This is a genomic window from Butyrivibrio sp. AE2032, assembly GCF_000702965.1.
In genome coordinates this window covers 174,790-198,993 of the sequence record NZ_JNLF01000009.1, presented here as the reverse complement: position 1 = coordinate 198,993, position 24,204 = coordinate 174,790, and the positions used below count along the sequence as shown (strand labels likewise).

The following is a 24,204-nucleotide window of genomic DNA, read 5'->3' as shown; positions in this document are numbered from 1 at the left end:
ATACAGATACAGATACAGATGTATCGCTACCATATACATATGGTATAGATACCATATCCTTTTCATAGAAAATACTTCCACATAAGCCTTAAACTCAGAACTTTTTATGTACTTTATCTGTGCTTCTACGCACTTTCTAAGCTTTGGAGATTTATTCCAAGTTATACTTTACCCCAGTTAAGCAGGCAATACTTCTTTAGTCTCTGGATTGTATCTGATAACGTCGTGGACTTTTTCATGCGTTCAATAAGTTTTTGTATAACCTCCTGAGTGTAGCCAGTATCAACAGACATTCTTTTAATATGATCTCATAACACCCTGGAAGATTAGTATGCTCATTTGTCAGAAGATACAGATAGAAATATTTATCTTCCGGAGTAAACGTGTCTGATATTTTGGAATCAGTCCAAAATGTCATACTGATATTTCTATAAATTGCCATCCTCTTCTTCGCCCCCATCTGCAAAAGGAATACTGTCTATCCAGTAAACCTTCTCAACTACAGCTTGCGTCCCTTTATAACGAGCTATACACCACATAATCCGATCATCTTCAGGGAACATAGGGAAAAACTCTTCTCCAACAACCTTGTAGTTGTTATTTACAATCTTCAACACTCGTACTTTGAAACATTCTTCCAGCACTGCATCATCAGGAATAAATACAACCCCTTCATGGTGAATGCCTAGATTATCAATAAACATTAAGTGTCGTCCTCCCTTATAGTCATTGTTGTTCCCGGAAAGTTGCTGTATCTCTTTACTAAAAACAATCCGGTTATTTTGGAATCGTCCTCATAAGCAATTCCGTTCAATGCGTCTAATACTGCTTTAGCCAGGTTATCAAGATCCGGTTTCTTTTCATGCTTCATAAAACCTTCCCGGATCAGTCCTCTTTGCTTGTTGGTAAAGCTCTTCGGTATTGGCATTTGGAATACTAACTTTATCTGTATAGGGGCCTTTGAACATTTTGATATCCAGCCCCTTAAAGTGTTTCCGCTATAGCCTTCTCATAATCCTTAGTCTTCTTTGGAGTGTAAGCCTGTCCATAGCGTGTTAGTCTTGGTCTTCCCTTTGCTATTGGTGGAATAGGGAAAAACACTTCTTCCACTCTCATATAACCTCCTCTCTGCCCTTGCCCCTGATAAAGACAAGGGCGCTGCAAAAGTCTGATAGATTGTGATAAATTCCTTAGACTTCCGGAGTAGTTTCTTTTAGGCTGTCGCCAGGGTGTCGCAACCCTTAAAGATATGAGATCCCATATCTTCTTATAAAGTCTTCCTTAGTTCCGTTGTAATGCTTCATCCATGTTTCCTGTGCCTTCTCTTGGAGATCCCTTTTGTAGTCTCCACGATCATGCAACATACGGTGGTGAAGACTGCACAAATGAACGGTCAATCCGTCTTCATCAGCCAGTTTTTCTCTTCCAGTTCCAAAGATCATGTGATGTACTTCGTAACCACGATTTTTGAAGCCAAGATTTTTGCACAGATAGCAATACTCGTTATCTCCTGGAATTATGCTTTTCATAAGCTTTCCCCCACTGCTCTAACATTTTGTCTCTCTCAGTAACGGTGATAGTCTCTATGTCTAATTCCTTTGCTTCTCCAATAACACCATCTATAAGCCTTGCCATTTCCACCGTGTTATAGGTATGACTTCCACGCATTACTATGTAGACTCTGTTTAAGATCCCCATTATCTAAAAACTTGTGTTTTTGATGTAGGCTTTAGGTGGACCCCTTCCAGCTTGTTTACGTCTACTTTTGTCCGGAAGGATGAAGTACACAATTTTGTCGTCTATATATTCCGGATAGCCATATCTGGAAAGCATTTGATTGTGTACCTCATTTAGCGATATTTTCAGCTTTTCAGCGATTTTAGTAATCAGTGCATAGAAATAGTTATTGGCTGATAAAGACCTCTTTTTAGCCTCTTTATGCAGCGATAAATCATATAAAGCTTCTTTATTCTCTGCCACCATCAAATAGCTGATAATGTCTATTGGTTTCCCGGTAAAAGTCTCCATTACTCACCCTTCTTTTTAAGAGTCTTCAGAGTTTCAAGGGCCTGTGTATACTGCTCCCCTGTGATAGCAAGTCCTTTAGGGAAAATCTCATTTACTGCATATCCCTTAGACTTAACCATGTTTTCAAGAATGGCCTGGTCCTTTTTAGAGATAATAGCCTTCTTATCGTCTTCTACCTTCTTATCAAAGGCCTTCTCGTCCTCGGATCTTAAGTCTTCCGGAAGATCCTCTCCGGCGTAGATATAAAGTCCTAAACCGTGTCTTGCTACAGCCTTAGTTAAGCTTCTCTGAATGGTCTTATTAACATCAGTACTGGTGATCTTATCTGCCGGAATAGAGTTATTCCTATAGTCCATGACTGGAAGATACTCTATGTGTTCAAGGCCATTGACTGTAACACCAGTCTTAACCCAAGCTGTTTTACCGTCTGTGTGATAAAACCATCCTTCGCTATTCTCATAGATGGTATAGAATGCGTCAGGGTGCTTCTTTTTAAGTTCACCCCAAGCCCACGCCCAACTAAGATAAGTAAGATTGCCCTTTTTCTCAGTCTTACCTGTTACGTCTATTGCATTTAATACCAGGAAATAGTTTTCCATCACATTACCTCCACTTCTCTATCCATTGTCATTCCAGCGACAATCAAAATCTCCTGAACGTCCTTCTCGTCAAGTGTGCAAGTTGTCTTCCCCATGCACATTTGAGAAGCGGCCTTCATCCTCAGAAGATCCAGCGCTGCTTTGTGGCGAATTGCCTGTGTTGTTGTTGCATCAAACATTGATTTTTCCTCCTTTTTTGATATACTAGGAGTTGGACAAGTGCCAATTCGACCTAAGAATAGAAGCGGCTTTATCCAATCCCGGACCATGTTAGCAGCATGGTCTTTTATTTTCCATGAACTCGTTCGAGTTCGTAGGATCGTTGCAATATGCCCTGTGCATACTTGCTTATGTTGCCAGACTGTCCCTTGCTTACTGCATTTGACTCTCCGTGATACACCATAAGTACTGTCGCTGCGTCTTCGTAATCCTCGAAAAGGTCGTGTAAGTAATCACCGGCAACATATACGTTTCTGTAGGGATCATCCCAGTCTTCCGGACTCCAGCCCATATCTATAAACCTATCTTTATGAAAGTTTACCGATACTTGCATAAGACCTTTACAGCTTCCATTAGTCGCTGTTGGATTACAACGGCTTTCCCTTTCAGCTAGGGCCATTAACAATTCAGGGCAGATATTAAATTCGTTTCCGACTATCTCGCAGTACTGATATATGTCTGTCGGTATATTTGTTTCCTCTTGCGTGGGAATATAGCTCATAGAATTAGCGTGAGCTGTGACGGGGTAGCATAGAATTGCCACTCCCAATAGAACCCCCATAATTGCTTTTTTCATTTCCTCTTATCCCCTTATAAGTTTTAATAAATCCTCGTCGTTAAACTTAAGCACCTCGTCTAATACTTTGATTTCCCATTGTCTGAAAAGCTCTGGCCTTGCTATATGATCTAGTAAAGTTTGATAATCAATTCCTGTTTCCTTTGCCAGATCCCGGAAAGACTCAATGTAGTTGCTCAACATATACTGCTTAAGCATGAATTTTATGGTGTTTTTGGTCTTAACCATTGCCTCTCCTTCTTTCAAGTAATAATCAAAAACGCAGTAGCTAATATGATTACCAGCGATATTACTGAGTTCCAAAAGATCATCCTTTGTGTTAGCTTGTTTAATCTCTTCTCTATCTCGTCCATGTTCTTTTACCTCTTGTAAACCTTATCGAATCTACTCTTGTAGACTTTCAACGCAAAATAAAGAAGCCGGTGAACATTTCAAAGCCTTTGCAATAGCATCTAAAGTAGATACTTTAACGTCTATGTCCGCACCATTTTCCAAAAGAGACAATGTTGCGCGACATACGCCGCTGCGCTTAGAAAGCTCAATCTGGCTCATTTTAAGCTTTTCTCTTCTAGCCTTTATTTTGTACTTAGTCACTTTTTTCATCCTCCTGTACTACTAAATCTAGTGTCTACTACCATGAACTATTCATAGTCTACTACGGTTTCCATGCGTTGTCAACTACTGTGGACTTTATTTTTTTATACGTGTCTGTTATAATGGACGCATCAAAGTATTGGAAAGGGAAATACCATGACATTAGGCGATATCATCAAAGAATATTTAGAAGAACACACTGTAAACGAATTTATTAGAGATAGCGGCATCAGCAAGGCCTACACCTATAATTTAATAAACAACAAAGGCACAAACGGCGCAGCTCCTACGCCAACTATCGAAACAATTAACAAAGTAGCTAAAGGTGTACATTCTGATTTTGATACTGTTTTCTCAAAACTAGATCCCGATATAGTTTTATCCACAAGCAACGCAGCACACAGGACTACCGAAGATACAAGGAAGCACGTATCAACGCTTTATCAGTTTACAGTTAAGAACGAAGACGGCACTATTCGTATTGTTTTAAGACCTCCTTACAATAAATATTTGCCATTACTATCTGATAAAAACATGAGACTGTTGCTGGCTGCAGCTAAAGACTGTAATGAAAATCAAATCCAGCTTGCAATCAATATGTTAAATACTTTCAAAAATAAAGAATAACCCGGGGGGATAGGGGAAGGAAGCACTACTATGTTGCTCCGGACAAGCACTTTATATAGCAGCGCTCCCTTCTTGTGAAATATTAGCATTGAAATATCATTAAAAAAAGTTCCAAATATCGAAACGCTGTTCAAGAGGTAGAACATATGTCGAACACCAAAGAGATCATTTTGAAACTAAAAGAGGTACGCGAAGAAAAGGGACTATCATATGGCGATATCCTTGACATTATGGAAAAAACAAGGGGATTTCGTATCTAAGTCTACTCTTTCACGGCTGTTCGCTGAAGGTTCCGAGAACAGTTCTTTTAAGTACGAAGAGACGATCAGGCCAATAGCAAAAGCACTACTTGATATTGAGACTATAGAGGACACTGACAACATGGACGTTCAGGCCATGAAGTCACTTCTTAAGTATAAAATCCAGCTCATAGAAGACCTGGAAAAGAAAAACGAGGAATTATCCAATAATTTAGCAAAAGAAAAGCTAAAGTACCATGAAAAGCTAGATAAAGAACGTGACAACTTTGAAAGAAGAATAGCTTTTTGCCGGGAACAGATATCACTAAAGGACAAACGCATAGATCAGTTAATGGATTCTAATAGTATGTTGTTAAACCAGTTATTGACTTGCCCTTGCAGAGCTAAAGGACAAATAGAAGGAAATAATAATGGCTAAAGCTAAGAAACTCCCTTCCGGATCCTGGAATGTCAGAGTATATTCACATACAGACTCTACCGGAAAACAAATATATGAATCGTTTACAGCTTCCAGCAAACGTGAAGCTGAAGTGTTGGCTGCCAGATATAAAGCTGATATCGACAAAAGGCGCACAGAAGATATCACAATAGGACAAGCTGTTTCCAATTACCTGGAAGCTAATAAAAACGTACTCTCCCCTTCTACCATCTATGGATATACTAAAGACTCTAAACGTTTTGAAACAATCAATCATCTTAAGATCCGCAAGCTAACTTCCAACGATTTACAGTCTTATATATCTTACCTGGTGGATCAGGGACTATCCCCTAAAACAGTCAAAAACACATACGGCCTTTTACGCACTGTATTAACCTTTTGTGGCGTTGATAAAAACTTTGTGATACATTTACCGTCCAACCCTAAAAAGCGCAAATTTGCCCCTGAAAACGAGCAAATCACAGCCCTATATAACAATGCTAACCACAAGATGAAAATTGCAATCTCATTGGCTGCATTCCATAGTTTAAGGCGCGGTGAAATCTCCGGGCTTAAGTATGGTGACTTAAAAGGGAACACCCTTTATATTCACTCTGACGTAGTTAAATCCGCTGATGGTAAAACATGGGTCCACAAAGAAATACCTAAAACAGAAGTGTCTAATAGGACAATATTTTTATCTGAGTCTGAAGTGGAATTGATCGGAAAAGGCAATCCAGACGAATATATAGTTAACCTCACACCCGGAAGCATAGGAACCAACTTTTACAACCTAAAGAAAAAAGTAGGCGTTGAGATACGCTTCCATGATCTCAGAGTCTACTTTGCTAGTATATCTGTTGCTATGGGTATGAGCGAAACTACATTGGCTCACCTTGGCGGCTGGCGTGAAGGATCCCAGGTAATGAAAGAACATTACCAAAAACCTATCATGTCCGTAGATGAAGGCTACGCCAACAAAATGAATAATTACTTTGAAAACATGAAACGAAATATGAAATGAAAATCTAAAAGCCGCATGATTAGCGGCTTTCAAGAGTGGATTAGGCGGGAGTCGAACCCGCGTCCAAAAATTCATCCCCTGTCCTTCTACTATCGTAGTCAATTATTCCGGAATTCTGCATTCCTGTTCCCTCACAGCACCGTTAATTGACAAACAATGCTATTCAGTAGCTTCATGATACGACCATGATCGCAAAGCTTAAACCATGTCGTTTCCTACAAAGTCGACGCCAGGTTCTAAATGTGTAGGTGCACTTAGGCTGACGGGCTGCACTTAGGCAGCGTAAGCTAAATTATCGTTAGCGTTTATTTTTAATTTGAGGTTTAACGCACCGTCCTGCGGATAGCTTCTCCAGCTTCAAAATCCCTGTCGAAACCTTTACTAACCCGTATTCAATTTGCTTTCTTAGTATATCGGTAAATGATCCTAAAATCAATAACCTTCCGGTTTACTTGAACTTCATCTTGAACTCTTTTTCCACTTCGCGCTGCTGGTCCTTCTTGGCCATGTCAGCCCTCTTGTCGTAGAGCTTTTTACCTTTGGCAAGACCGATCTCAACCTTAACCTTGCCATTCTTAAAATATACTTCCAGAGGAACCAGGGTATAGCCGTCAGCCATCTTCTGCTGTTCCAGCTTTCTGATCTCAGCCTTATGTAAAAGAAGCTTCTTCACACGTAAGGGATCCTTGTTAAAGATATTACCTTTTTCATATGGGCTAACATTCATGCCCATAATAAAGGCCTCGCCCTTATCAATACTTATCCATGCTTCCTTGATACTGCACTTTCCCTGACGGATTGATTTAACCTCCGTACCAAAGAGCTCTAAGCCAGCCTCGTACTTCTCCTCGATGAAGTAGTCATGATATGCTTTTTTGTTGTTGGCCACAAGTTTCCTGGCCTTGTTATCTTCTGCCATTGTTCTTCCTATATACGTAATCATGTCAGGGTCAAAAGCTCGACCCTGACAGTTTTTTGTCGTGCATTTAACACTATACAACACTTAAGGTCTGTTGTACATAAACTTATGGTTCAGTATCAGCGTTTTTTCCGCCGTCCCTTTCCCTGTGCGCTTCTAGCAGCCTTGCTGGTAGCAGACTTCTTGTACTTGTGGACCTTGTAAACTTTTCGGCCGGGAGCTCCGGTTCCTTTGGATGCAGACTTTCCTGGCTTTTTAAGTCTGGGTTTTCCTGTTCTTGGATCAGGTTCTACATCCCTGATATCCATAGTTTCGCCATTTACGTCAACTGTCCTTGCATCCCGTTCTGAAATTGCTTTATCGCGAAGCTTACGAACCTTTCTGGCCCGGTCTTCTGAAACCTTTCTGGCTGCAGAGTACTCAACAAAGAAGTCTTCTCCGGACTCATCCTCATCAGCCTCAGGATCCACCAGCTTAAAATCTATTGCCTTGGTGAGTCTGTCAGCGCCCACAACCCTTATAAGGACTCTCTGTCCTAGAGTGTACTCCTTGTGGTAGCGCTCTCCAACCAGCTTCATATTTTGCTCATCATAGACATAGAAATCATCTTCCATGGAGGCCGCTCTTATCATGCCCTCACAGGAGTTTTCAAGCTCCACAAAAAGCCCCCAGGCTGTAACACCTGAAACAACACCTTCAAATTTCTCGCCCACATGATTTTCCATGTACTGGGCTTTCTTGAGCTTATCTGTCTCACGCTCAGCTTCCTCAGCGCGTCTTTCCGTCTCAGAAGAATGCTTAGCAACCTCATCAAGGATTTCTCTATAATGCCCAGCCTTAGCCTCAGTCATCCTTCCGCGAAGGTGGTCTTTGATGATCCTGTGTATCTGAAGGTCAGGATATCTTCTGATAGGTGACGTAAAGTGACAATAATAATCAAAGGCAAGTCCAAAGTGTCCTGTACACTCAGTGCTGTACTTAGCCTGCATCATGCTGCGAAGGGTCATTCTGCTGATGACAGCCTCTTCCTTGCTGCCTTCGATTCCCTTAAGGAGCTTCTGGAGCTCTTTTGGTCTTATATCTCCATCCTTCTTCACATGGATATGGTGCCCCAAGTGGCTTACAAAAGAAGCCAGGGTAGCCATCTTATCTGGATCCGGCTGCTCATGAACACGGTAAACAAAAGGACTTTCCATGAAAAAGAAATGCTCAGCCACAGTCTGGTTTGCAGCCAGCATAAAGTCCTCAATAAGCTTTGTAGCTGTATTCCTCTCATGAGGAACTATATCAACAGGATTTCCATCCTTATCCAGAATGATCTTGGACTCAGGGAAATCAAAGTCTATAGCCCCCTTCTTCTCCCTCTTTTTTCGAAGGATTGAAGAAAGCTCAGCCATCTGCCTAAACATCGGAACCAGGTCCTGATACCTTTCTATTGTCTCAGGATCCTCATCCTCCAAGATCTTAGCCACATCGGTGTATGACATGCGCTCATTTACATTGATCACAGTCTCACAGATCTCATGGTCAATAACACCACCGTTGCTGTCAATAGTCATCAGACAGCTAAGGGCAAGCCTGTCCTCACCATGGTTCAAAGAGCATATACCATTGGAAAGCCTGTGTGGAAGCATAGGTATAACCCTGTCCACCAGATAAACGCTGGTACCACGCTTTAGAGCCTCTCTGTCCAGGGCAGAGCTCTCCTGTACGTAATTGGTCACATCCGCGATGTGCACACCAAGATGGAAAAGACCTTTCTCATCAATATGAAGGCTTACAGCATCATCAAGGTCCTTTGCGTCCTCACCATCAATGGTGACCATAGTCACATCACGAAGGTCCTTCCTTCCAAAAAAGTCCGCCTCGATTATCTGATCCGGGCACTTATTGGCCTGATTGATCACCTTTTCCGGGAACTCATAAGGGATATCGTATCCCATAACAATAGACAGGATATCAACTCCGGGATCATTGATATTTCCAATTATCTCTTTTATCTTACCTTCAGGCTTCTTCCTCTTAAGGGTATCTCCATAGTCTGTTATCTTAACTACTACCTTGTCTCCGGTAACAGCCGCTCCATGGTGCTCGATCGGTATAAAGATGTCACTGGTGATCTTGCCGTTATCCGGAACAACAAACCCATAGTTCTTTTCGCCCTGGTAGGTCCCGACAATCTCTTCAATTCCCCTGACAAGGATATTCCTTATCCTGCCCTCAGGTCTTCTTCCCATGGAATCAGGCAAAAGTTCAACCTCTACTGTGTCAGTATGAAAGGCACCATGTACATACTCCTCAGGAATATAAATATCCTCTTCCTGGCCCTCTACTTCAACGAAGCCAAAGCCTCTGGGGTTTGAGATAAACTGCCCAACTACGTAATCTTTATTATTCTTTTTACCGTAGAGACTCTCGTCCATACGCTTCATGCTTTTTCCTTTACTCATAGAGTATATTGTACTAAAAAAAAGCCGAATACGAAACTAAATTATGGCAAAGGAAAAGGTTGCCACATATGTGACAACCCCTGAATTCCTTATCAATTCTTCCAAAAAGTTCAAGCAGTCTTTTCTTCCTTTGTTGCAGCTGTTTCTTCCTTCTCCTCAAGTCTTCTGAAAAAATTTGCAAGAAGAGCTCCTGAGATGTTGTGCCATACTGAGAAGATAGCGCCCGGAACTGTAGCCATAGCAAGGTCAGGGAAAGCAGTTCCTGCCAGTGATGTAGCAAGACCAGAATTCTGCATACCGATCTCGATTGCAAGGGCCTTCTTTCTTGGAAGAGGCATCTTGAGAGCAAGACCAAGGCCAAAGCCTACAAGATATCCAAGAAGGTTGTGAAGGATAACAACTACAAATACGATTGCGCCTGTAGCAAGGATTCTCTCAGAGTTATGAGATACTACTGCAGCTACGATAAGTGTGATGGCTGTAACAGAAATGAGAGGCAGAACCTCAGCTACTTTCTGTGTGAACTTGCCAAAGAACTTATTGATAACGAAACCAAGTGCGATAGGCACGATAACAACTTTGATGATTGAAAGGAACATGCTCATAACATCAACTGTAACAGTTGTCTTAAGAAGCAGATAAGTAATAAATGGTGTAAGGAATGGAGCAAGAAGTGTGTTTACACTTGTCATTCCAACTGAAAGAGCTACATCTCCTCTGCTAAGGTATGTCATAACGTTACTAGCTGTTCCACCAGGGCAGGTACCAACAAGTATAACACCAGCCAAAAGACCTGCCTCAAGTCCAAAGGTCTTTCCAAGAAGGAAAGCCAACAGAGGCATGATTGTAAACTGTGCAACACATCCAATAATGATATCCTTAGGTCTCTTAAATACGATAGCAAAATCTTCAAACTTCAGGGTAAGTCCCATTCCAAACATAACCAACATAAGAAGGTAATTGATCCATGATGTCTGAACCCACAGACATGTCTTTGGCACAAACAGCGCCAGCGCAGCAACCACCAGCACGATCACTGCCATATACTTTCCCACAAACTCACTTACTTTTTTCATTTCATTCTCCTTTTGGAATTTATAAAATTTTTAAATTTATTACAGTATAGCACCAACGCGTCAAAGTGGTGCAATTAATTTTAATAATTTTTCGTAAAAAAAGAAAGACACTCTGATATATCAGAATGTCTTTCGCCAAAATCTATTAATCTGTTAAGTGGATTAGAAAAGTCCCATATTAAGAAGGATTGAAAGTACTACAAAGAGCACTGAAAGAGCAACTGTTGCCTTCTTAAGAACGCCCTCTCTTGAACGCCCCTTGTTCTTTCCCCAGTAAGTATTCTCAACTGTTCCCTGGATAGCACCAAGTCCCTGGTTCTTACCTTCCTGAGCCAGCACCATAACAACCAGTGCTGCACAAATTATAATAAAAATTACTCCAAAAACATAATCTAAAGCACTCACGAAAATTAACCTCCAAAGTGAATCATATGCATAAACACGCAACAAATAATATAGCATATGCCACTATATAAAGTCAATTATTTCTTTATCAAAAGAGATTTTCCTGTCATCTCAACAGGCTGCTCCTCACCCATGCACTCGATAAGTGTAGGAATGATGTCAGCAAGGCATCCGCCCTCCTTAAGAGTATAAGCAGGATCATAGTTTACAAGGATGAAAGGAACAGGATTTGTTGTATGAGCTGTCCAAGGCTCTCCTGTCTCATAATCGATCATCATATCTGCATTACCGTGATCAGCACAAATGAACATTGTTCCGTTTACAGCCTTGATAGCATCAACGATCTTTCCAACGCACTCATCAACTACCTCGATGGCCTTTACAGCAGCAGGGATAACACCTGTGTGTCCAACCATGTCAGGGTTAGCAAAGTTAGCAACAACTACGTCATACTTCTGAGAATTGATAGCTTCAAGGATCTTATCACAAACCTCAGGAGCACTCATCTGAGGCTTAAGGTCATAGGTAGGAACATCCTTAGGGCTGTTAACCAGCACTCTGTCCTCACCCTCGTTAGGCTGCTCAACACCGCCGTTAAAGAAGAATGTAACGTGAGCATATTTCTCAGTCTCAGCAATACGAGCCTGCTTCATGCCCTTATTTGCAAGCCACTCACCAAAGGTGTTGTTAAGAAGAACCTTCTTGAAGGCGATCTCCTTGTTAGGGATAAGAGGATCATAGTCTGTAAAGCATACGTATGTAACGTCAAGTCTCTTTCCTCTATTGAACTTATCGAACTCATCGTCGCAGAAGCAGTGTGTGATCTCTCTTGCTCTGTCAGGACGGAAGTTGTAGAAAATAATGGAATCTCCATCCTTGATAGTTGCAACAGGTGCACCGTTCTTCATGATGACTGTAGGAATTACGAACTCATCTGTCTTGCCGTTCTTGTATGAATCAACCATGCACTGATGTGCAGAATCAGCCTTGTTGCCCTCACCCTTTGTAAGTGCATTGTAAGCGATCTCTACGCGGTCATAGTTGTTATCTCTGTCCATAGCATAGTAACGGCCTGAGATAGAAGCAACTTCACCAACACCAAGCTCCTTCATCTTATCCTCAAGCTGCTGAACGAAATCAATACCACTCTCAGGAGGAGTATCTCTTCCATCAAGGAAGCAGTGAACATAAACCTTATCAAGGCCGTTCTTCTTAGCAAGCTCTAAAAGTCCATAGATATGTGTGATATGGCTGTGTACACCACCATCAGAAACAAGGCCATACATATGAAGAGCTGAATTCTTCTCCTTGCAGTTATTGATAGCTGCCATAAGACCTTCATTAGTGAAGAAATCACCGTCCTCAATAGACTTTGTGATCCTTGTGAGCTCCTGGTAAACAATTCTTCCTGCACCCATGTTCATGTGGCCAACCTCTGAGTTACCCATCTGTCCGTCAGGAAGTCCAACAGCAAGTCCGCTTGCATAGCCCTTTACAAAAGGATAATCCTTCATAAGGCCGTCCATAACAGGAGTATTTGCCATTGCAATGGCATTTGCCTCAGGATTGTCATTAAGGCCATATCCATCAAGAATCAAAAGTAATGTAGGTTTAGAACCTCTCATATGTATATCCTCCATGTGAATCAAATTTAGATTTACTTATTTATCCTTGCCTAGTATAGCTCATTGACCGCCAAAATGACAAGCATTTAACAAAACCTTTAGAAATAAAAAAGGAATACCAAGGCCGGTATTCCTTAAATAACATTATTATACGGATGAAAAAACTATGGCATATAAAATTAGTATAAATAATATCCTCTGAGGTTCAGCTCAGTAATTTTCCCATAATCATCTTCTTCAAAGTAGATATAGGAAATGTACAGACGACTTCCATCCTTAAACTCTAAAGGTTCACGGATAAACTCTTTAAGATTGGAATCATAACCTGCTCCATTGCCATTTGCTTCCATCTGACTAACAAGAGAAGAAATGTCCACCTTGCCTAAAACAGTATCTCCGCTCTCGCTCTTAAGCTCCAAAGCCTCTGGAATAATATCCTCCTCTTCATAACTGTACAGTTCTATCTGAGCCAAACTGTTATAACCTGATACATCCACAACATCCCATGTGTTTTCTGCTGAAAAGCACATATGACGGTCCGAATATGAGGCCAGCTCATGATACATGAACTCATCTATTTTTTCCTCAGAGTACTTGTTTTCCAGCACCCTTATAAATACTGTTCCCTCAAGTCCGCCCTGGTTACGGATCTCATTATAGGCTGACTTTGCTCTGGCCAGATCCTGATCATCAACGGAAATCCCTGAAACCATCTGCTCCACAACCTTTTCAACCACCTTCTTCTGGCTTCTGGTAACAGTAGCAAACACATTTATACCTGGCACAATAAGCCCCGCCACCGTAAATGCTATGATCACAGGGAAAAGAAATCCTCCCAGCCCTTTACCCTTTGATAGCCTAAAAATGTAATAGATCTCATAAAGGATTTCAAATACAATAAGCATGATCCCTGCATATCTGCTGGGAGTAACACCATACTGATTAACCCTCATGAAAAGACACATGATCTGTATCACAATAAACGGGATAAAAAGTAGCGGAAAGAATTTCAAAACCTTCAGATGATTTCCAGACATACAGCCCTGTGCCATGGTCCAGATACAGATTCCACTTGCAAAAAGAGCTGTCACAATAGTAAATGCTTCATTTGAAGGGAATGTCCAGGTTACCAGTATCTTAATGATATAAACATATACGATTGCAAAGGCAACGGATAAAAGCCCTGGGAAAACATAGCCCATCATTACATTTCCAAAACGGGATATAGTCACTGACGGCTTAGACAGAGCCATAAGAATAGTTGTATAAGCCATAAGACCTGATATTATCGCCATAACAAAGGATACAGCATCTATGTCTTTTATCAGTAAAGAAAATACCCAGATAATACACAGCGCCCCAAGAAGAATAACGCCATAAGCCAGATATCCCTTCATTATTCCAAGAAAGCTTTTAACACTGAAGTTTTCAAAAGAAGTCCCACACTTCTTATACAGGAAGAACAATCCGCTACTGATACAGATGGCCAAATATACGTAAAAGAACCTCATAAACAGGTCTTCAATATCAGAGTAAGATAGTCCCAACAGCTGCAAGTTTGAATTATATGGCAGTACCTGAAACAGTGCATATACAGCGCTGAAAGCAGCTCCAAGGATCACACCAATAAAATACACAAACGACTTCTTTATCTGCTTGATGCTATCTATTCTTCCAATCATTCTTTTATACTTAAAATTGGATTCACACAAAAAGAAAGCCGCAGTTATCGATAAAAGAAAATAACAGATAAATGTCAGCGTATCATCAAGAGGCTTTGGAAACTTAAGCTTATAGCTGTAGCTAAGAATTGCAAGAATAAAGCACGATACAAAAAACGTGCAAATGGAAAAAGGGTGCTCCTTTAATATTTCCCTGGCACCTGTTTTAATCTTTTTAACCCACAACATACTTTTTTATTACTCCTTTTCGGCCTTATCAATTGTAATATCGAGAGCATATTCAGGAGCATATTCCTTCATCTCATCCTGAAGAAGGCTTAAAAGCTCCTCGTCTTTTACATGATATTTATACGGAACTTCCAGATCGAAAGCCACTCTCTCACCATCTTCATCCTTTACGATCCTGCAGTCATGGAACTTAAGCTTAGGATCTACATCCTCAAGGCAGAGCTTTAGCCACTGTTTTAATTCTCTGGTCTTTCTATCCCTGTCATTTACTGGATCAACATGGATCACAGCCGTGCAATGATATTTGGTCCTCAGCTCTTTTTCTATGTGATCTATCATATCGTGGACCTCAACAATATTCTTGAAATCAGGAACCTCCACATGAAGAGACATCATTATCCTGCTGGGACCATAGTTATGCACCACAATGTCGTGAACACCGAGAATCCCCTCATGACCAAGAACTGTTTCCTCAATATCCTTAATAAAAGCCTTACTTGGGGGCTCACCCAGAAGTGGATTGATGGTATCTTTTGCAGAATCAATACCGGCTTTAACAACGAAAAGCCCCACAATCAGTCCTCCAATTCCATCCACATTGAAGCTGGTGAAATGGGAAACAAAAACAGAAACAAGAACTATACTGGTGGATAAAACATCAGACAGACTGTCTATAGCCGTTGATTTAAGAGTCGGGCTGTCTATAGCCTTAGAAGCCTGAAGATTAGCTCCGAACATGGTCAGTTTGATAACAATGGAGATAACAAGAATTACTCCGATAGTGCCGTTAAAAAGCACCTCTTCAGGAGAAAAGATCCTCTTAGCAGAGCTCTGCAAAAGCTCAACGCCCATGATAATGATAAAAAGAGATACGATAAGACCTGCAACATACTCAAGTCTTCCGTGACCAAAGGGATGTTCCTCATCAGCCTCTGCTCCGGAGAGCTTAAAACCTATTACAGTTACCAGGGAAGATGCCACATCAGATAAATTATTAAGGGCATCGGAAAAGATGGCCAGGGATCCACTTAATAGACCCGCCATGATCTTAATAATCACCAGAATAATATTTAAGGCAATGCCCAAAACACCACTTAAGATGCCATAGCGTTGCCTTACAACAGGGTCTTCCACCCGTTTATAGTCTTTAATAAAGAATTTAGCAAGAAAACAGATCATTGTCCCCAGAAAACCGTCACAAGCAAAGTACCATCCTCTACGGTTATCTCTGCCTCCTCATCGATTATAAACTCGTTGCTGACGCCAAGTGGAAAGTCATTCGAAAGAACGCCTCCTTCCATATTATACATCAGCCCTCTCAAAGATACACCCTTTGAAACCTCTGAGAGTGAGAAAACTGAAAGCATACCTGTATTGCCACGGTTGAATCTCACCGTTTCATTCTCTGCGATCATGAGCATAGTATCTCTGCCCATGATATATCCCTTACCACCGTGATGCTTTATGAACAAAAGCGTCTGTATATTGGCAAAGGAATGATCAAAGCGACTTCCGCCAAGAGCTCCATAAATAAAGAACTTCTTATAGCCCTTTTCAAGACCGATCCTGACAGCCTTTAAAGTATCTGTGTCGTCCTTCTTAACATCAAGCTTCATTATCCTTGATGGGTCAAGACGTGCTATCTCCTGAAGACCATTTATAAAGTCCGGGCCTTCCTGTCTTGCAGAATCGAAATCTCCCACGATTAGATCCGGAAGAATTCCCATTTGCTGGGCATACTTAAAACCAGCGTCGCAGGCTATGCAAAAATCTCCCTCACTTAGATCAATATCAACTCCGGGAAAATCACCTGCTGAGATTATCACACACTTAGGTTCTCTCTTCGCTCCATCCATAATTACGCTCTGATCCTGGACTCTATAGTTTCAATATCCATTGTCCATTCGTTGGGACCACCCCAGTCTCCTACAATAGTCTCAACTTCTTCACCGTCCTGAAGAGTAACTGTGGTGCTGAGTCTGTAGTTCATCTTTGGAACCTTTGTAGCCTTACCGGATGTAATATAGCTGTAAAGATAAGTAACGTCATATTTAGTATGAGGATAATAGTTGTCCTCTACAGAAGCCGGCTCATAGGAAATAGAATTCCTCTGGATTCCGTCATCCTCAAAGAAGTTTGCCCAAAGAGTAATAACTCCCTTAGTTGTAGGGTTCTCCTCAAAGTTAAGGAATCTGTAAGACCACTGTCCCTCGTTATTGTTAAGGACAATAGCTTCCCTGCTGATAGGAACATAGGTTGTGTTCTCCTGAGGAGTTGCCTCCTTGTTCAGGAAGATGTTCCTTAGCTTAATATATTCCTCAGAAACAACAAAGTTTCTAAGCTCGTCTACGTTTCCAACATCAAGCTGACTAAAGATATCAGCAAAAACAGCCTGAACTTCCTGAGAATTGGTAAGGCAGGCCTTCATCGAGGTCACATTGTCAGATGTTCCAACCTTTTCCTCAATAGCGGACATAAGCGCTTCATAGGAAGCAACGTCCTCATAGTTCATGGTAAAAGAAATATCTCCTGGTGTAGCATACTTTAAGATAACTTCCTTAAGTTCATCGCTTGGAGCCTTCTCATATATAGCCAAAAGCTCTTTTACAAAGGACTCATACTCTCCGTAAGAAAAGACAGCGCTGCCTTCCTCTGAGGAATAGGTTGCACAATCTGATCTGAAAAGAGCATCCAGGTCATAGCTGTATGCATCGGAAAATACCCTTGAATATGCTGCATCAAGGAGCTCAATTGCATCCTTATTAGTGTTGTCTTCAGAAAGAACTCCAACTATGCTAAGGACAGTCTTCATGTCAGCCTTCTTGGTATTGAGGGCATCTACTGCCTCGTTGAGAATAACTGCATGATAGTTGTCCAAAAGACCTGTGTTCTCAGTGTTCTGCCAGCCATCATAAAGGATCTGCTTAGCTGACTCTGAATCGTCTATTGAAAGATAAGCACCTGCCATATTTGAGTATGCTGTAACTGAGTGCTTGTCGATCTGGATAGCTGTCTCATAGGAATCAATAGCCGCCTCATAATCTGCAACCTGTGAATACTTGTCTCCTGCTGCGATTGCCTTATTAACCTTTACTATTGGAAGATGATTGTAAACTGTAAAACCACCTGCGACTACAGCCACTGTAGCTGCTGATATGATCACTATTTTCTTAAGATCAAAGTGCTTTTTCTTTTTGTGACTTCTGACCTTTATATTTGATGAGTAACTTCTGTCTACCTGTCTGAAATTCTGTGTTCTTGTAGTGCTCAAAACTTTTTACCTTACTTCCCAAAAACCAAAAATTAATGCAACAAAAGAAGCCATATGCTAATAATCCCCCACATATAGTTTCTCCAACATTCATACACACTTTTGATAGTATAGCATAAGAATCCTAAATTCTAAAGAAAAAATTCATATTTTCTTAACATTTTCATTTTGACTAAAATCTTGAAAATACGACACAATCAGCCCAAAGCCGTGGACATGGGCACTTGATGAAAATAAAATATCTTTAGGTAAAAGAACTATTTCTTTAATGTTTGGAGGTACAAAGATGAAAATTGCTCTTATCAATGAAAACAGCCAGGCTGCCAAGAACGAGATGATCTACAAGGCTCTTAAAAAGGTAGCTGACCAGCACGGCTTTGAAGTTTTTAACTACGGAATGTACTCTGCTGAGGATGAGGCACAGCTTACATACGTTCAGAACGGAATCCTTGCCTGTGTTCTTCTCAACTCAGGTGCAGCTGACTATGTTGTAACAGGCTGCGGAACCGGAGAAGGCGCTATGCTTGCTTGCAACAGCTTCCCTGGTGTTATCTGCGGACATGTAACAGACCCTCTTGATGCTTACACCTTTGCACAGGTTAATGACGGAAATGCGATTTCAATGAACTTTGCCCTTAAGTCAGGATGGGGCGCTGAGCTGAACCTTGAGTACAGCTTCGAAAAGCTCTTTAGCGAAGAAAGCGGACAGGGCTACCCAAGAGAAAGAGCTGTTCCTGAGCAGCGCAACAAAAAGATCCTTGATGAGGTAAGAAAAAAGACTCTGGTTCAGGATGTTCCAGCAATCCTCAAGAGCCTTGATCAGGACCTTGTAAAGGGTGCTCTCTCAGGCCCTCACTTCCTTGAGTACTTCGATGCAAATGCAAAGGATGAAGATATCAAGAAGGCTGTTCATGAGATTCTCGGTAAATAATTTCAAATAATAAGTGCCAGGGTTTAATCCCTGGCACATTTTTATTAGTCTGGCATCTTTGCTGCTTCTTTCTTTGAGTAGTCATACATCTGCTCTGCAATTGCCTGGATATCAAGACCATCAAGGTCCTTTGCTGTAGCACTTACGCAGTATGAATAACCTGTCTCGATATCAAACCACTCACACTTATGAGCCATCTCATTTTCACCGGCATATGCTGAAATCTTCGCCGGCATATTTCCGTCTGCCCAGTTTGCAAGGGTTGCATCATCAACCACTGTCCAGTCATAGTACATTCCTGAGATATCAGTATACTCCTCACCCGTTGTTCCCTGCTCTCTTGCTGTAATAGTCGTACCGTTATAATCAAACTGAAGCTGAACAAGTGGACTTAAAGCATACTCTGCAGGATCATTTTCCATAATGCTCCAATGAACATTGGTAACACCCTCAGGAGCGCTGAAGCAATTCGGAACTGCTGCTGCAGCTTCCTCTTCTGTGCAGTCACGCCATGGGTTGGCAATCTGGGTAGCCTGCTCCTCAGACGCAGCCTCAGTAGTCTCTGTAGTCTCTGCTACTGTTGTCTCCTCTGCAGGCTGTGAGCCTCCACAAGCCGTAAGTGAAGCTGCCATAATTCCTGCCATTACAAGTCCTAAGTATTTCTTTTTCATAATTTTCTCTCCTCCTGTCTCATAAAAAACAATTCACTTAATCGTTTTCTTTAATTCTCTTTAATTCTACATCAAAAAAAGCGAGCTCCAAGTACCGGAACTCGCTTTTAATAAAAGCTTTAGGATTTGTATATATTATTTACACAATTCAAACGTATCTCTTGCAATAGCAAGCTCTTCGTTTGTAGGAACAACCATAAGAGTTACCTTTGAGTCAGCGCCAGAGATAGTCTTCTCCTCACCACGAACCTTGTTAGCCTCAGCATCTACTGTAGCGCCAAGGAATGAAAGTCTTTCGCAGATAAGTCCTCTTGTGAAGCCGCTGTTCTCACCTACACCTGCTGTAAAGCAGATTGCATCAACACCGCCCATAGCTGCTGTGTATGAACCGATGTACTTAGCTACTCTGTAAGTGAATGCATCAACTGCTCTCTTTGCACCCTCATCGCCCTTAAGATATGCATCCTCAAGGTCTCTGAAGTCTGATGAAAGATCGTTTGAAAGACCGAATACACCTGACTTTTTGTTAAGAAGATTTGTAACATCAGCTACTGTTGAGCCTTCCTTCTTCATGATGAACTCCACAACTGAAGGATCGATATCTCCTGTTCTTGTTCCCATGATAAGTCCCTCAAGTGGTGTAAGACCCATGGATGTATCGATACACTTTCCGTCCTTTACAGCTGAGATTGAAGCACCGTTTCCAAGGTGGCAAACAATGAGCTTAAGGTCCTTAATGTCTTTTCCAAGAAGCTCTGCAGCTCTCTTGCTTACATAAGAATGGCTGGTTCCGTGGAAGCCGTATCTTCTGATACCGTACTTCTCGTAGTATGAATATGGAAGTCCGTAAAGGTAAGCTTCCTGAGGCATTGTCTGATGGAATGCTGTATCAAATACTGCAACCATAGGAACGCCAGGCATAACCTTCTCGCAAGCTCTGATACCGATAAGGTTTGCTGGGTTGTGAAGAGGAGCAAGATCTGAAACCTCCTCGATTGCCTTAATTACTTCCTCATTGATAACTACAGACTTTGTGAACTTCTCACCGCCGTGAACGATACGATGTCCTACAGCGCCGATCTCTTCAAGCTTAACAACACCGTTCTCAGCATTTGTAAGAGCCTCGATAACCATCTCGATAGCCTTGTTGTGATCAGGCATTGGCTCTACCTTAGTGATCTTGTCCTTGCCTGCAGGTGTGTAAACGATCTGGCTTCCATCGATTCCGATTCTCTCGCAAAGGCCCTTGCAGATAACAGCCTCTGAATCTGAATCAATAAGCTGGAACTTAAGTGATGAGCTGCCACAGTTAATTACAAGTATTTTCATTGTGTAACCTCTTTCCCTCTATATTAGTTATTATTGTTAGCGAAACTATATTTTATATTATAGTTCCCATCCTGTAAAAGTTCCTTGCGTATAATCAAAAAACTTCCATGAATATAATATCTATATTATAATCTTAGAACAAGGAAAAAGCTGTACAAAATAGGAAGAATACTACACTTTACTAAGGAAATATAAATGAAAGTCGTTGGAATAATTGCTGAATTTAATCCTTTTCATAACGGACATAAATATTTGATAGACCGATGCAAAAGAGATCTTGGCGCAGATTACGTAGTCATTGTAATGAGCGGAGATTTCGTACAGCGAGGTGCTCCTGCTATTATCTCTAAGTTTTCCCGTGCAAAAATGGCCCTGACTTCAGGAGCAGATGCGGTTTTTGAACTCCCCGTCTACTACAGCCTTGGAAGCGCTGAGTTCTTTGCCCAGGGTGCTATTTCACTGCTTTCAGGTCTTGGTGCAGTAACAGATATTGCCTTTGGTTCTGAATTTAAGGACCTTGATAAGCTATCAAAGATTGCAGATATTCTTATTGAGGAGCCTATTGCCTACAAAGAGGTTATGCAAAAGGCTCTATCAGAGGGTGCTTCCTACCCTTCAGCTCAGGCAAAGGGGCTGTGTGCTGAGCTTAAGGCTTCTGGCCGTGTATCAGAAGAAGCTGATAATGCAGATGAAAATGATCTTCTCCATGAATACATGGATATTTTTACATGCCCCAACTCCGGACTGGCAGTTGAATATCTGAAGGCATTAAAGCGTAAGGATTCTCCTATAAAGCCTCATGTGATCCAGAGAATGGGTGCTTCATACCACGATACAGCCATAATTAATTCAGATGCTCCATCAGCCAGTGCCACAGGAATCCGTAAGCTCATAATTGGTTCAAAAACTTCCACCCTCACAGGTGGCTTAATAACCGATGCCATGCCAATGGAAGCTTTCAATGAGCTTACCGGCTACAGGGGTGTGTTCCTTTCTGAGAACAGTTTTTCAGAGCTTTTAAACTACAAGCTTTTACTTGAGAAAAATGAAGGCTACGAGCAGTACATGGATGTTACCTATGACCTTTCAAATCGCATTAGTGCATTTCTTGATGATTATAAGGACTTTTCTTCCTTCACGGCTTTAGTGAATTCCAAGAATCTTACCTACACCAGAATCAGCAGAAGCCTTATGCACATTCTCCTTAATATCACACAGGATAATATGGACGCCTACAAGGCTGATGGGTTCACAAACTATGGTCGTATTCTGGGCATAAAAAAAGCATCCTCAGGTCTTTTGGCAGAGATTCACGAAAACGCTACTATCCCTGTCCTAGACAGACTTAAGGATGCTGATAAAGTTCTTTTCCCGTTGCAACGGCAGTTATTTAACGAAACCCTTGCAGCCAGTTCCATTTATAATTCTCTTGCCCAAAACGGCATAAAAACCGAATTCAGCCTGAAGCAGATTATAATTTAAGGATCACAGATCGGTGCAGAACTGATCCTTGCCATTGGCTTTAGCTTCGTACAAGAGCTCATCTACCCTGTTTATGGTTCCCAGAACGTCTTCATCCTTCCTGTGCCTTGTTACGCCAACGCTGGCTGTAACTTTGCACACATGGAAGGCTTCATTCCTTATCTTTAGAAGGATTGTGTCAGCTATTTCTTTTACCTTCTCATCGTCATAGCCCCTGGCATATACCATAAACTCTTCGCCTCCCCAACGTCCGATTTCTACTGCGTCCAGGGTCTTAATATATTCATCAAGAGTACGGGCTATGGTCTTAAGGATATTGTCTCCCTCAGAATGGCCATGCTGATCATTGATCTGCTTAAAGTCATCAATATCAAACATGATAAGATGCCAGTTCTTATCAATGAGGTCACACTCTTCTGCACCTTCATAAATGATCCGTTCTATAGCTCCACGGTTGTAAAGCTTTGTGAGCGCATCATGGGATGCTTTGTAAAGCATTTCATTGAGCTGATCATTCTTTTCCATCAGCTCCTCAGTCATGGTATTGATGAAGATTGCAAGCCTTGCAGTAATAGATATGTTGCTTTTGTTCTCGATCTCATCTATATTAAGTTCGATCTTTTCCGGGATTGGACCTTCACGCATAGCCACAGTAACAATGGAAAGATTGTTTAAAAGAGTGTTCCCCTTATAACGCATCACTTCTCCAAGAGCACTAAATCCAGTGGTCATAAGGTGCTTCGATATCTCTTTTATCTCAACTTTCTCATTTCCTGCCCAAAAGAGCTTTCTGCCCATGCAATTGACAATGTTGACTACCTGAGGACCAAATTCCCTGATCTTGTCACCTACCTGTTTGGTGTGCTTAATGATCCTTCTTGGATCACCAAAGGTGATCTTTACTTCACTCCCCTCAGGAATGTTGGAGGACATCAAAATAGAACCGTCAGGGTTAACGGATTTAGCATGTCTTATATAGGCTGTTTCTTCATCTATTCTTACTTCCCAAGGAAACTCCAGGGCATTGTAAAAGAAATTCTTGTCATTTTTAATGTGTAGATAATGGTTGTAAACCTCGTAGGCAGGCTTTTCATCTAGTTCATAGACAACCGGCCCCTGGACTTTTGTAACCTTAAATGGGTATCCTATGGGTTTCCAGCCAAACATTCTGTCAGTCTGGATATGGAGCTCCGGTCCGCTATAGAAAACAACTGCAGAGCCATCAAAGCTTTGCTTTCCATCATTAGCAAAGACAAATGACGGGAAATTAACATCTCCTACTGCAACTCCGCCAAAGACATCAATTTCCTCCGGCAGATTATCAATGACTTTACCTATAGCCTCAAGAGTTTCATAGGTTGCAGCTGTCAAAACCTCAATTCCCTTGAGATCAGGAATAGCCTGCAAATGCTCAAAGAGCCACTGGGAGTCAATATCATCAGGCCTCTCATAATAGGGCAAGACCTCTATCCTGGTAGTGGGATCCTCAAAGATAAGAAGGGTCACAACCAGCTCATCATCCAGCATTGCTCCATCCAGGATCTCACCTGTGGCACTACAGCCAATAACCGGAATTCCAGGTGCATTTTCTTTTAATATCTTCCGAACCTCTTCAAGGCTGTTTCGAAGGTCCTCTTCATCATAGGGAATATATACATGAAAAAGAGAAGCAGTGTTATTGCCACTAATACTGCTCATCCAATCCTTTATTATCTCAGGAAAACGATCATCATATGATGTCTGCAGCAGTCTCACTAAAAAACCTCCTACAATTTTATCTACTCTTATT

General features: G+C 41.4%; 28 protein-coding genes and 1 other RNA gene. 5 read left to right on the top strand and 24 right to left on the bottom strand.

Annotation, left to right across the window (positions count from 1 at the left end; translation table 11 throughout):
• Positions 1 to 428: 428 nt before the first annotated feature.
• The 11 genes from BO18_RS32135 to BO18_RS32095 form a co-directional block, all read right to left on the bottom strand.
• Positions 429 to 704, bottom strand: coding sequence for a hypothetical protein (locus BO18_RS32135; RefSeq protein WP_034452492.1), 276 nt, complete (start codon positions 702 to 704; stop codon positions 429 to 431).
• A complete protein-coding gene (locus BO18_RS36130) occupies positions 704 to 952 on the bottom strand; it encodes a RusA family crossover junction endodeoxyribonuclease (protein WP_255351021.1) in 249 nt (82 codons plus the stop codon). Before BO18_RS36130 ends, BO18_RS32135 begins: the two co-directional genes overlap by 1 nt.
• Before the next feature lie 32 nt (positions 953 to 984).
• Positions 985 to 1,116, bottom strand: coding sequence for a RusA family crossover junction endodeoxyribonuclease (locus tag BO18_RS36125; protein WP_081861369.1), 132 nt, complete (start codon positions 1,114 to 1,116; stop codon positions 985 to 987).
• A gap of 125 nt (positions 1,117 to 1,241) precedes the next feature.
• Entirely contained in the window at positions 1,242 to 1,529 is a 288-nt protein-coding gene (locus tag BO18_RS32125; RefSeq protein ID WP_051689380.1) for a hypothetical protein, read from the bottom strand.
• Positions 1,504 to 1,668, bottom strand: coding sequence for a hypothetical protein (locus BO18_RS35350; RefSeq protein ID WP_185752662.1), 165 nt, complete (start codon positions 1,666 to 1,668; stop codon positions 1,504 to 1,506). Before BO18_RS35350 ends, BO18_RS32125 begins: the two co-directional genes overlap by 26 nt.
• Before the next feature lie 33 nt (positions 1,669 to 1,701).
• The gene (locus BO18_RS32120; RefSeq protein WP_034453116.1) at positions 1,702 to 2,028 is read right to left on the bottom strand and encodes a hypothetical protein; all 327 of its coding nucleotides are present in this window, start codon (positions 2,026 to 2,028) and stop codon (positions 1,702 to 1,704) included.
• Positions 2,028 to 2,627: a Sak single strand annealing protein gene (locus tag BO18_RS35420; protein WP_051689320.1), complete on the bottom strand. Its 600-nt coding sequence runs from the start codon at positions 2,625 to 2,627 to the stop codon at positions 2,028 to 2,030. The genes BO18_RS32120 and BO18_RS35420 overlap by 1 nt, the downstream gene beginning before the upstream one ends.
• On the bottom strand, positions 2,627 to 2,806 hold the full coding sequence (locus BO18_RS32110) for a hypothetical protein (RefSeq protein ID WP_034452495.1): 180 nt from the start codon (positions 2,804 to 2,806) through the stop codon (positions 2,627 to 2,629). The genes BO18_RS35420 and BO18_RS32110 overlap by 1 nt, the downstream gene beginning before the upstream one ends.
• A gap of 107 nt (positions 2,807 to 2,913) precedes the next feature.
• Positions 2,914 to 3,423: a transglycosylase SLT domain-containing protein gene (locus tag BO18_RS32105; RefSeq protein ID WP_034452497.1), complete on the bottom strand. Its 510-nt coding sequence runs from the start codon at positions 3,421 to 3,423 to the stop codon at positions 2,914 to 2,916.
• A 6-nt stretch (positions 3,424 to 3,429) separates the two neighbouring features.
• On the bottom strand, positions 3,430 to 3,726 hold the full coding sequence (locus tag BO18_RS32100) for a hypothetical protein (protein WP_185752638.1): 297 nt from the start codon (positions 3,724 to 3,726) through the stop codon (positions 3,430 to 3,432).
• 81 nt (positions 3,727 to 3,807) lie between these two features.
• Complete coding sequence (locus BO18_RS32095; protein WP_034452620.1) at positions 3,808 to 4,017, bottom strand: helix-turn-helix domain-containing protein; 210 nt, start codon at positions 4,015 to 4,017, stop codon at positions 3,808 to 3,810.
• Positions 4,018 to 4,173: 156 nt separating this feature from the next.
• On the opposite strand from BO18_RS32095, the gene BO18_RS32090 reads away from it, so the two are divergent.
• The 3 genes from BO18_RS32090 (at position 4,174) to BO18_RS32080 (ending at position 6,346) form a co-directional block, all read left to right on the top strand.
• The gene (locus BO18_RS32090) at positions 4,174 to 4,644 is read left to right on the top strand and encodes a hypothetical protein (RefSeq protein WP_034452501.1); all 471 of its coding nucleotides are present in this window, start codon (positions 4,174 to 4,176) and stop codon (positions 4,642 to 4,644) included.
• A 210-nt stretch (positions 4,645 to 4,854) separates the two neighbouring features.
• Positions 4,855 to 5,322 carry a hypothetical protein gene (locus BO18_RS32085; protein ID WP_034453114.1) on the top strand — a complete coding sequence of 156 codons (468 nt, stop codon included), beginning with the start codon at positions 4,855 to 4,857 and terminating at the stop codon, positions 5,320 to 5,322.
• On the top strand, positions 5,315 to 6,346 hold the full coding sequence (locus BO18_RS32080) for a tyrosine-type recombinase/integrase (RefSeq protein WP_034452504.1): 1,032 nt from the start codon (positions 5,315 to 5,317) through the stop codon (positions 6,344 to 6,346). The genes BO18_RS32085 and BO18_RS32080 overlap by 8 nt, the downstream gene beginning before the upstream one ends.
• A 33-nt stretch (positions 6,347 to 6,379) precedes the next feature.
• On the opposite strand, the gene ssrA is transcribed toward BO18_RS32080, so the two are convergent.
• The 10 genes from ssrA to BO18_RS32035 all read right to left on the bottom strand — a co-directional run bounded on the left by ssrA (position 6,380) and on the right by BO18_RS32035 (position 18,002).
• Positions 6,380 to 6,734: a transfer-messenger RNA gene (ssrA, locus tag BO18_RS34155) on the bottom strand.
• Between the two features lie 60 nt (positions 6,735 to 6,794).
• Positions 6,795 to 7,265: an SsrA-binding protein SmpB gene (gene smpB / locus BO18_RS32075; RefSeq protein ID WP_034453113.1), complete on the bottom strand. Its 471-nt coding sequence runs from the start codon at positions 7,263 to 7,265 to the stop codon at positions 6,795 to 6,797.
• A gap of 119 nt (positions 7,266 to 7,384) precedes the next feature.
• The gene (gene rnr, locus BO18_RS32070; RefSeq protein ID WP_242856652.1) at positions 7,385 to 9,697 is read right to left on the bottom strand and encodes a ribonuclease R; all 2,313 of its coding nucleotides are present in this window, start codon (positions 9,695 to 9,697) and stop codon (positions 7,385 to 7,387) included.
• 128 nt (positions 9,698 to 9,825) lie between these two features.
• The gene (locus BO18_RS32065; protein ID WP_034453111.1) at positions 9,826 to 10,791 is read right to left on the bottom strand and encodes a bile acid:sodium symporter family protein; all 966 of its coding nucleotides are present in this window, start codon (positions 10,789 to 10,791) and stop codon (positions 9,826 to 9,828) included.
• A gap of 162 nt (positions 10,792 to 10,953) precedes the next feature.
• Positions 10,954 to 11,196 carry a preprotein translocase subunit SecG gene (gene secG / locus BO18_RS32060; RefSeq protein WP_034453110.1) on the bottom strand — a complete coding sequence of 81 codons (243 nt, stop codon included), beginning with the start codon at positions 11,194 to 11,196 and terminating at the stop codon, positions 10,954 to 10,956.
• A 77-nt stretch (positions 11,197 to 11,273) separates the two neighbouring features.
• Positions 11,274 to 12,821 (bottom strand): 2,3-bisphosphoglycerate-independent phosphoglycerate mutase, encoded by a 1,548-nt coding sequence (gene gpmI, locus BO18_RS32055; protein WP_034453109.1) that lies wholly within the window; start codon positions 12,819 to 12,821, stop codon positions 11,274 to 11,276.
• A gap of 179 nt (positions 12,822 to 13,000) precedes the next feature.
• Positions 13,001 to 14,731: a DUF4153 domain-containing protein gene (locus BO18_RS32050; RefSeq protein ID WP_034453108.1), complete on the bottom strand. Its 1,731-nt coding sequence runs from the start codon at positions 14,729 to 14,731 to the stop codon at positions 13,001 to 13,003.
• Between the two features lie 9 nt (positions 14,732 to 14,740).
• Positions 14,741 to 15,910, bottom strand: a complete 1,170-nt coding sequence (locus tag BO18_RS32045; protein ID WP_034453107.1) for a cation diffusion facilitator family transporter — start codon at positions 15,908 to 15,910, stop codon at positions 14,741 to 14,743.
• Complete coding sequence (locus BO18_RS32040) at positions 15,907 to 16,587, bottom strand: thiamine diphosphokinase (protein ID WP_034453105.1); 681 nt, start codon at positions 16,585 to 16,587, stop codon at positions 15,907 to 15,909. Before BO18_RS32040 ends, BO18_RS32045 begins: the two co-directional genes overlap by 4 nt.
• Before the next feature lie 2 nt (positions 16,588 to 16,589).
• Positions 16,590 to 18,002 (bottom strand): tetratricopeptide repeat protein, encoded by a 1,413-nt coding sequence (locus BO18_RS32035; RefSeq protein ID WP_034453103.1) that lies wholly within the window; start codon positions 18,000 to 18,002, stop codon positions 16,590 to 16,592.
• Positions 18,003 to 18,288: 286 nt separating this feature from the next.
• Between BO18_RS32035 and BO18_RS32030 the strand changes: the two genes are divergently transcribed.
• The gene (locus BO18_RS32030; RefSeq protein WP_034453102.1) at positions 18,289 to 18,933 is read left to right on the top strand and encodes an RpiB/LacA/LacB family sugar-phosphate isomerase; all 645 of its coding nucleotides are present in this window, start codon (positions 18,289 to 18,291) and stop codon (positions 18,931 to 18,933) included.
• A 44-nt stretch (positions 18,934 to 18,977) separates the two neighbouring features.
• Here the strand turns inward: BO18_RS32030 and BO18_RS36200 are convergent, their stop codons facing one another.
• Positions 18,978 to 19,604, bottom strand: coding sequence for a hypothetical protein (locus tag BO18_RS36200; protein ID WP_034453100.1), 627 nt, complete (start codon positions 19,602 to 19,604; stop codon positions 18,978 to 18,980).
• 135 nt (positions 19,605 to 19,739) lie between these two features.
• Positions 19,740 to 20,933, bottom strand: a complete 1,194-nt coding sequence (locus tag BO18_RS32020) for an acetate/propionate family kinase (RefSeq protein ID WP_034453098.1) — start codon at positions 20,931 to 20,933, stop codon at positions 19,740 to 19,742.
• Positions 20,934 to 21,128: 195 nt separating this feature from the next.
• Here BO18_RS32020 and BO18_RS32015 point away from each other — a divergent pair, with 195 nt between their 5' ends.
• Positions 21,129 to 22,415, top strand: a complete 1,287-nt coding sequence (locus tag BO18_RS32015) for a tRNA(Met) cytidine acetate ligase (RefSeq protein ID WP_034453096.1) — start codon at positions 21,129 to 21,131, stop codon at positions 22,413 to 22,415.
• Positions 22,416 to 22,418: 3 nt separating this feature from the next.
• Here the strand turns inward: BO18_RS32015 and BO18_RS32010 are convergent, their stop codons facing one another.
• On the bottom strand, positions 22,419 to 24,170 hold the full coding sequence (locus BO18_RS32010; RefSeq protein ID WP_034453094.1) for a sensor domain-containing diguanylate cyclase: 1,752 nt from the start codon (positions 24,168 to 24,170) through the stop codon (positions 22,419 to 22,421).
• Positions 24,171 to 24,204: the final 34 nt, after the last annotated feature.

Excerpts from the sequence above, each read along its gene's own strand:
- BO18_RS32050 (WP_034453108.1), bottom strand. The coding sequence starts at position 14,731 with ATGTTGTGGGTTAAAAAGATTAAAACAGGTGCCAGGGAAATATTAAAG.
- BO18_RS32135 (WP_034452492.1), bottom strand. The coding sequence starts at position 704 with ATGTTTATTGATAATCTAGGCATTCACCATGAAGGGGTTGTATTTATT.
- BO18_RS36125 (WP_081861369.1), bottom strand. The coding sequence starts at position 1,116 with ATGAGAGTGGAAGAAGTGTTTTTCCCTATTCCACCAATAGCAAAGGGA.
- BO18_RS32080 (WP_034452504.1), top strand. The coding sequence starts at position 5,315 with ATGGCTAAAGCTAAGAAACTCCCTTCCGGATCCTGGAATGTCAGAGTA.
- rnr (WP_242856652.1), bottom strand. The coding sequence starts at position 9,697 with ATGAAGCGTATGGACGAGAGTCTCTACGGTAAAAAGAATAATAAAGAT.
- BO18_RS32040 (WP_034453105.1), bottom strand. The coding sequence starts at position 16,587 with ATGGATGGAGCGAAGAGAGAACCTAAGTGTGTGATAATCTCAGCAGGT.
- BO18_RS32085 (WP_034453114.1), top strand. The coding sequence starts at position 4,855 with ATGGCGATATCCTTGACATTATGGAAAAAACAAGGGGATTTCGTATCT.
- BO18_RS32045 (WP_034453107.1), bottom strand. The coding sequence starts at position 15,910 with ATGATCTGTTTTCTTGCTAAATTCTTTATTAAAGACTATAAACGGGTG.
- BO18_RS32065 (WP_034453111.1), bottom strand. The coding sequence starts at position 10,791 with ATGAAAAAAGTAAGTGAGTTTGTGGGAAAGTATATGGCAGTGATCGTG.
- BO18_RS32090 (WP_034452501.1), top strand. The coding sequence starts at position 4,174 with ATGACATTAGGCGATATCATCAAAGAATATTTAGAAGAACACACTGTA.
- BO18_RS36200 (WP_034453100.1), bottom strand. The coding sequence starts at position 19,604 with ATGAAAAAGAAATACTTAGGACTTGTAATGGCAGGAATTATGGCAGCT.
- BO18_RS32120 (WP_034453116.1), bottom strand. The coding sequence starts at position 2,028 with ATGGAGACTTTTACCGGGAAACCAATAGACATTATCAGCTATTTGATG.
- smpB (WP_034453113.1), bottom strand. The coding sequence starts at position 7,265 with ATGGCAGAAGATAACAAGGCCAGGAAACTTGTGGCCAACAACAAAAAA.
- BO18_RS32020 (WP_034453098.1), bottom strand. The coding sequence starts at position 20,933 with ATGAAAATACTTGTAATTAACTGTGGCAGCTCATCACTTAAGTTCCAG.
- BO18_RS32125 (WP_051689380.1), bottom strand. The coding sequence starts at position 1,529 with ATGAAAAGCATAATTCCAGGAGATAACGAGTATTGCTATCTGTGCAAA.
- BO18_RS32015 (WP_034453096.1), top strand. The coding sequence starts at position 21,129 with ATGAAAGTCGTTGGAATAATTGCTGAATTTAATCCTTTTCATAACGGA.
- BO18_RS32030 (WP_034453102.1), top strand. The coding sequence starts at position 18,289 with ATGAAAATTGCTCTTATCAATGAAAACAGCCAGGCTGCCAAGAACGAG.
- BO18_RS35350 (WP_185752662.1), bottom strand. The coding sequence starts at position 1,668 with ATGCGTGGAAGTCATACCTATAACACGGTGGAAATGGCAAGGCTTATA.
- gpmI (WP_034453109.1), bottom strand. The coding sequence starts at position 12,821 with ATGAGAGGTTCTAAACCTACATTACTTTTGATTCTTGATGGATATGGC.
- BO18_RS32105 (WP_034452497.1), bottom strand. The coding sequence starts at position 3,423 with ATGAAAAAAGCAATTATGGGGGTTCTATTGGGAGTGGCAATTCTATGC.
- BO18_RS35420 (WP_051689320.1), bottom strand. The coding sequence starts at position 2,627 with ATGGAAAACTATTTCCTGGTATTAAATGCAATAGACGTAACAGGTAAG.
- BO18_RS32110 (WP_034452495.1), bottom strand. The coding sequence starts at position 2,806 with ATGTTTGATGCAACAACAACACAGGCAATTCGCCACAAAGCAGCGCTG.